The sequence below is a fragment of the Catenulispora rubra genome, from assembly GCF_015356825.1.
Taxonomy (GTDB): Bacteria; Actinomycetota; Actinomycetes; order Streptomycetales; family Catenulisporaceae; genus Catenulispora; species Catenulispora rubra.
The window spans coordinates 1-5,765 of the sequence record NZ_JAACYW010000461.1 but is presented as its reverse complement, the minus strand read 5'-3'; the positions used below and the strand labels follow the sequence as shown (position 1 = coordinate 5,765).

The 5,765-nt window shown below is 71.3% G+C and carries 8 protein-coding genes; 5 read left to right on the top strand and 3 right to left on the bottom strand.

The window, feature by feature from the left end; genetic code table 11:
• The 4 genes from GWK61_RS52160 to GWK61_RS52145 all read left to right on the top strand — a co-directional run.
• A partial coding sequence (locus GWK61_RS52160) for a sensor histidine kinase (RefSeq protein ID WP_194921663.1) occupies positions 1–1,333 on the top strand: 1,333 nt, incomplete at its 5' end.
• Between the two features lie 17 nt (positions 1,334–1,350).
• Positions 1,351–1,740, top strand: a complete 390-nt coding sequence (locus GWK61_RS52155; protein ID WP_194921668.1) for a roadblock/LC7 domain-containing protein — start codon at positions 1,351–1,353, stop codon at positions 1,738–1,740.
• Positions 1,737–2,234 (top strand): DUF742 domain-containing protein, encoded by a 498-nt coding sequence (locus GWK61_RS60380; protein ID WP_323748171.1) that lies wholly within the window; start codon positions 1,737–1,739, stop codon positions 2,232–2,234. The genes GWK61_RS52155 and GWK61_RS60380 overlap by 4 nt, the downstream gene beginning before the upstream one ends.
• On the top strand, positions 2,215–2,949 hold the full coding sequence (locus GWK61_RS52145) for a GTP-binding protein (RefSeq protein ID WP_194921661.1): 735 nt from the start codon (positions 2,215–2,217) through the stop codon (positions 2,947–2,949). Before GWK61_RS60380 ends, GWK61_RS52145 begins: the two co-directional genes overlap by 20 nt.
• Here GWK61_RS52145 and GWK61_RS52140 read toward each other — a convergent pair.
• Both GWK61_RS52140 and GWK61_RS52135 read right to left on the bottom strand, forming a co-directional pair.
• The gene (locus GWK61_RS52140; protein ID WP_194921659.1) at positions 2,910–3,950 is read right to left on the bottom strand and encodes a thaumatin family protein; all 1,041 of its coding nucleotides are present in this window, start codon (positions 3,948–3,950) and stop codon (positions 2,910–2,912) included. The two genes, GWK61_RS52145 and GWK61_RS52140, sit on opposite strands and share 40 nt — an antisense overlap.
• A complete protein-coding gene (locus GWK61_RS52135) occupies positions 3,947–4,633 on the bottom strand; it encodes a thaumatin family protein (protein ID WP_194921657.1) in 687 nt (228 codons plus the stop codon). Before GWK61_RS52135 ends, GWK61_RS52140 begins: the two co-directional genes overlap by 4 nt.
• Between GWK61_RS52135 and GWK61_RS52130 the strand changes: the two genes are divergently transcribed.
• Complete coding sequence (locus GWK61_RS52130; protein ID WP_194921656.1) at positions 4,632–4,841, top strand: hypothetical protein; 210 nt, start codon at positions 4,632–4,634, stop codon at positions 4,839–4,841. The two genes, GWK61_RS52135 and GWK61_RS52130, sit on opposite strands and share 2 nt — an antisense overlap.
• 147 nt (positions 4,842–4,988) lie before the next feature.
• On the opposite strand, the gene GWK61_RS52125 is transcribed toward GWK61_RS52130, so the two are convergent.
• On the bottom strand, positions 4,989–5,765 hold a 777-nt coding region (locus GWK61_RS52125), incomplete at its 5' end, for a glycoside hydrolase family protein (protein WP_194921653.1).

The following is a 5,765-nucleotide window of genomic DNA, read 5'->3' as shown; positions in this document are numbered from 1 at the left end:
GGTGGGGACGGCGATGGGGACTACGCTCGCGTTCTGCGGGGCTGTGGCCGGCTGGGGCGTCATGGTGCTGATAGCACGACGGCGCGAGGCGACACTGCGGCTGCGCTGCGACGAAGCCGAGGCCGAGAACGCTCGGTGGCGGCAGGCGCACAGCGGTCGATTGCGCGAGCCCAGGAGCGGCAACGGCGGCAGCAGTGGCAGCGACAGCAGCAACGGCGGAGGCAGCCGGGCCGAGCAGACACAAGCGCAAACGCAATCCAGAGACCAGGAATGCAACCGCGACCAAGCCCGCGAACCGACCGCCAACGGCCCCGACTTCACCGAGCGCGCCTTCGTGAACATCGGCCGCCGGGTCCAGGCGATCGTCCACCGCCAGCTCGGCGACCTCGGCGAAATGGAGGAACGCCACGGCAGCGACCCGGCCGTCTTCGCCGACCTGATGCGCCTGGACCACGGCACGGCCCTGATCGGCCGCTTCGCCGACAGCCTCGTGGTCCTGGCCGGCGAGCGCCCGGGACGCCAGTGGAGCGAACCGGTCCCGGTCTTCAGCGTCCTGCGCGGCGCGATGTCCCGGATCGTCGACTACCGCCGGGTCGAACTAGCGGCGGCCCCGGAAGTCGAGCTGGCCGGCACGGTCGTGGAAGCGGTCGTGCACGCCCTGGCCGAACTCCTCGACAACGCCACCCGCTATTCGCCCCCTGATTCCCGCGTCATCCTCACCGCCCGCCGCACCGCCACCGGCGTCGTGATCGAGGTCGTCGACGCCGGGGTGGGCATGGCGCCGCAGGCCGCCGAGCACGTCGCACGCGTCCTGGCGGACCCCGGCTCGCCTGGGCTGGACCTGGCCGACGTCGGCGGCTCCCCGAGGCTCGGCCTGGCGGTGATCGGCCGCCTCGCGCGCACCGTCGGGTTCCAGGCCACCGTGCGGCCCTCGGCGGCGGGCGGGGTCAAGGCCCAGCTGGTGGTGCCGAAGGAGCTCGTGTTGGAGCACCCCGGGAAGTCGGCCGGCGGGCCGGTTCCCCCGGATCCGCGCTCCCCCGACGAACCGACTCCACGTGCCAACGGTACGTACGACGGCCGGCCCGGCGGGCTCCCGCAACGACGCCGCCGTCCGCCGACGATGACACCGATGACGCCGATGACACCGATGACGCCTACGACGGCACCGCGTGACACCCGCAACGGAACCCCCGTCCCCGGACAGTGGCTGGACGCCTTCCGCGGCGACGGGCACGCCCCTGAATCAGAGCACGAATCAAGGCACGAATCAGCACACGAAGACAGCGACCCCGACCCCCGAAACGACGACGGACAGCGAGGTGCGGCGTCGTGACCCGACCCGGCGTGCAGATGGACTGGCTCCTCAAAGGCCTCGTTGAGGACGTCCCGGGAGCCCGCCACGCGCTGGTGCTCAGCGCGGACGGCCTGCGCCTGGCGCACTACGCCGTCGACGAAGCCGTGGCGGACCGCCTCGCCGCGGTCTGCGCCGGCCTGCAGAGCCTGTCGGGGGCGGTGGCCGAGCTGTTCCCCGGCGCGGACCAGCGCACCCGGATGATCGTGATCGAGGTCGGCGGCGGCTTCTTCTACCTGATGGCCGCCGGCGACGGCGCGTTCCTGGCCGTGGTGGCCGACGAGGGGGTGGACTCGGGGCTGATGGGACGGCAGATGCGCGATCTCGTGGTCCGCATCGGCGAGCACCTGGCGAGTCCGGCGCGCCGAGGAGGGCCGGTAACCCTGTGAGCAACGGATCGCCGCCGCCCCGGACGTCCTGGCCGCAGTCCGGGCCGTTCCGGCCGCCCCCCAGGCCCGCGGTGCCCCGGCACGCCGCGAGCGACGCGGCCGAGGACGGCGCGCCGGAGTCACCGGCACCGGCGACCGCCGCGGAGCCCTCGGCCGCCACGCCCCACCGCCGCGCACGCCTGGAGCGCGTCTACGTCATCACGAACGGCCGCTCGGCCCCGGGCGCCGACCTCGACCTGGTCACGCTGATCGTGGCCACCGACGCCGCGCCGCCGGGCCTGCCGCCGGAGCAGGCCACGATCATGCGCCTGTGCCGCCGTCCGCTGTCCGTCGCCGAGCTCTCGGCCCACCTGCGCCTGCCCTTCAGCGCCACCGCCGTGCTCGTCGACGACCTCCTCACGGCCGGGCTGGCCGTCCAGCGGCGGCCGGTCCGGCCCGCCGCCATCGACCACGAACTGCTCGAGCAGGTGATCAATGGCCTCCGGCGCCTCTAACCGCGCCCCCGCTGCCGACGCCGCGGATGTCTCGCACGCTGCTGACGTCTCGGACGCTACTGACGCAGCCGACAAGACCGACACCACCGACGCTCCTGAAACCACCAACGTCTCCGAGGAGCCAGGCCTGGAGCCCGGCCTGCCCACGACCACCACGGTCGCCCTGAAGATCGCGGTGGTCGGACCGCTCGGCGTCGGCAAGACCACCTTCGTCACCTCGGTGAGCGACATCGCCCCGCTGACCACCGAGGAGCCCATGTCAGGGCCCGCACCGGCAGGCGCGCCGCCGACGAAGACCACCACGACCGTGGCCATGGACTTCGGCCGCATCAGCCTCGACGAACGCGTGGTCCTCTACCTGTTCGGCACCCCCGGCCAGGAACGCTTCTGGTTCCTGTGGGACGGCCTGGTCGAGGGCGCGCTCGGCGCGATAGTGCTGGTCGACGTCCGGCGCCTGGAGGAGAGCTTCGACGTCCTGGAACGGTTGGAGGACCGCGGCGTCCCGTTCGTCGTCGCAGCGAACTGCTTCCCCGACGCTCCGCTCTACGCGGTCGAGGAATTGTGCGCGGCGATGGACCTGCCGAGCTCAGTCCCGGTCGTACTCTGCGACGCCCGGGAACGGAGCTCGTGCCGCGATGTCCTGCTCGATCTGAGCACCTATCTCCTGGCCCTGACTCATCCGGCGCCGGGCGTCACCCCGAACACGATCCGGTAGTCGCAATCGCCCTTGCAGGACATGGTCGCCGAGTCGTCGAAGGCATAGGAGTACGCGTAGGGCTCAGCATCCTTATAAACCAGCTTCGCGTAGTCGACGGGCCACTTCGCCGGGAGGCAGTTCTCCCGTCCCGACCACGCGCCGCGGCAGCAGTACGCGTCGCCGCCGAACGCCGTGCAGGGGGTCGTGCACGCCACGACCTGGCCGGCCGCCTTCACCTGCATCGGGCCCGGGCAGACGATCGGCTTGGTGCAGGCGCCCTGGTAGCAGCCGGTGGACGAGACCGGGTCCGGGCCGACGCGGTGGCTGGTGTTGATGTACATCGGGAGGTTCGAGCCGTCGACGAGGCTGACGTCGTAGAAGTCCATGCCGTCGAACGAGTCGAGGGTCAGCTCGGCGAGGGTGGCCGGCGGGTTGTCGCCGCTCAGGCAGTGGCCGCCGGAGCAACCAGTCTTTCCCCACACCCGGCCGCCCCAGCCCTGCGGCACCGCGAACGTGACGCTCTGGCCCGGGTCGAGGCGCCAGTTGGTCTGCGGAATCGGGTGCTGGGCGTTGGGGTTCGTGGTGGCCCAGATGGTCTGGTTGACGGCGTTGACGATGGTGATCAGGTGCCCGCCGGCGGGGCGGGTGACCGAGGTCGGGTTGGACGCCGACTGCGTCGTGGTGCCGGCCGGGGTCGTGGCCGACGACGACGAGCCCGATGTGGCGCTTGCGCTCCGGCTCGTGCTCGTGCTCACGTGCGCCGAAGAGCTGGCCGACGTCGCCGACGCGGACGAAGACGATGCCGAAGACGAACCGGGCGCGCTCTGCGTCTGCGTCGGAAGCGTCGATCCGGTGGTGCTCTGCTGTGTCGTGGACACGGACTGCCCGGCCTGAACACTGCCGCTCTTGCTGGATCCGACGCCGGCGAGCCAGAGCACGAGGCCCAGGGCCGCCACGGCCGCCAAGCCGCCGGCGACGATCGGTTGGTACTTGCGACGTCCGTCGCGGTGGCCGGTCATGGGCTCACTCCCCAAGTTATGCGATAGCTGCACTCCCCCGTGCATGTCAGGACACTGGTGGCGTCGTCGTTCACGTAGGAGTACGCGAACGGCTCGGCCTTCTTGAACACCGCCGCGGAATCGACGGGCCACTTGGTCGGGTCGCACGCGGCCCGGCTCGACCACTGGCCGAGACAGCACATCTGGTCGCCGCCGAGGGCCAGGCACGAGCTCCGGCACGCGGTGACCGCCCCGCCGCGCACCACCTGGAGCACCGAGGGGCACGACGCGCTGGCGTCCCGCGTGCAGCCGGCCTTGGTGCAGCCGTCCGGGCTCATCGGGTCCGCGCCGCGACCGCCGGACTGGTTGATGTACATCGGCAGGTTGTTGCCCTCGACGAGGCTGACGTCGTAGAAGTCCATGCCCTGCCAGGCGTTCAGGTTGAACTCGGCGAGGGTGGACGGGAACTCGCCCCACGTGCTGCCGCACTGGAACTTGCCCTGGCAGTCCCCTGACAGGCAGTGGCCGGTCCCGGCGGCGTTGAACGTGCAGCTGGCGCGCGCCCAGACGCGGACGTCCCAGTGGTCGGGGATGCTGATGGTGACGCTGGCTCCGGGCGCCAGGACCCAGCCAGTGGCGGCGACGGGGTGCTTGGGGTCGGCGGCTACTGCGGGCCAGATGGTCTGGTTGAGTTTGTTGACCATGGTCAGGGTTCGAGGACCTGCCGCGGTTGTTGTCGCGGGGGCGGTGGACGAGGAGGCGGCTGACGTGCGGGGAGACGGGGTGGTGCTGCGCGATCCGGTGGTGGCGGACGGTGAGGTGCTGGACGCGCCTGCGGAAGAGGAAGACGGAGCAGAGGCGGATGGTCCTGACGTCGGTGTCTGCGTCTGCGTCGACGTCTGCGTCTGCTGAGCGGCTGTCGAGCCGGCCGAGGTAGAGGTCCCGTTGGCCGACGTGGATGCCGCGAACGGCGACGACGGCGATGAGCTCGAACAGCCGGCAACCGCCATGACACAGAACATTGCGACGGTCAGCGGCAGCAACCATCGAAGCCGCTTCTCAGGATCCTTCATAAGCCACTCCCATCGGTGTCGGGCCGCCGTTCTGGAACAGCGCGGTGCCTGTCTGGGACCCGGATGCCGCCAGGCCGAACCACGCGTAGCGCTCGACGTACGGCAGCGAATCGAGCATCGCCGCGGAATCGGTCACGAAGGCCGCCTGCTGGTCGGGGGCGGGGTATTGGGAGCCGCCGCCGGAGAAGGAGATGAGCGCGTACTCCGTGACCCAGATCGGCAGGTGGTAGCGGTCGTGGATGGATTGGAGATAGGTGCGCAGCTGGTCGGTCGCGGGGCCCGGGCGGAAGTCCGAGCCGTACCAGTGCACGGTGATGAAGTCGACGCGGTAGCCGCGCGCGGCGGCGCCGGCCATGAAGCGGTCGAGCCAGCCGCCGGGCGTCGCGGCGCCGTAGGCGACCGCCGGGCTGCCCATCCGCAGGCCGGTCGCCTGGAGCTTGGGCCACAGGTCCAGGGCCTGCTCGACGGTCATGTTCGACTGCGCGGACATGTCCGGCTCGTTGAAGCCGAGCAGGACGGAGCCCTGCGACTTGGCGGTGGCCAGGGTCGCGGAGTCGGCGTTCTTGGCGCCCCAGATCATCGGTACGAACTCCGGTCCCGCGCTCCCGATGTGGTCCATGCGGCTCGGCGACCAGTCGTAGTACCAGGACGCCTTGGAGGCGGTCAGCGCCGCGTCGAAGCCGGGAGCGCTCCAGGCGGCGACGCCCTTCTTCGGGCCGGAGACCGCCGGGTGCGAGGGCGGGGGTGCCGCGGGGGTCTTGGT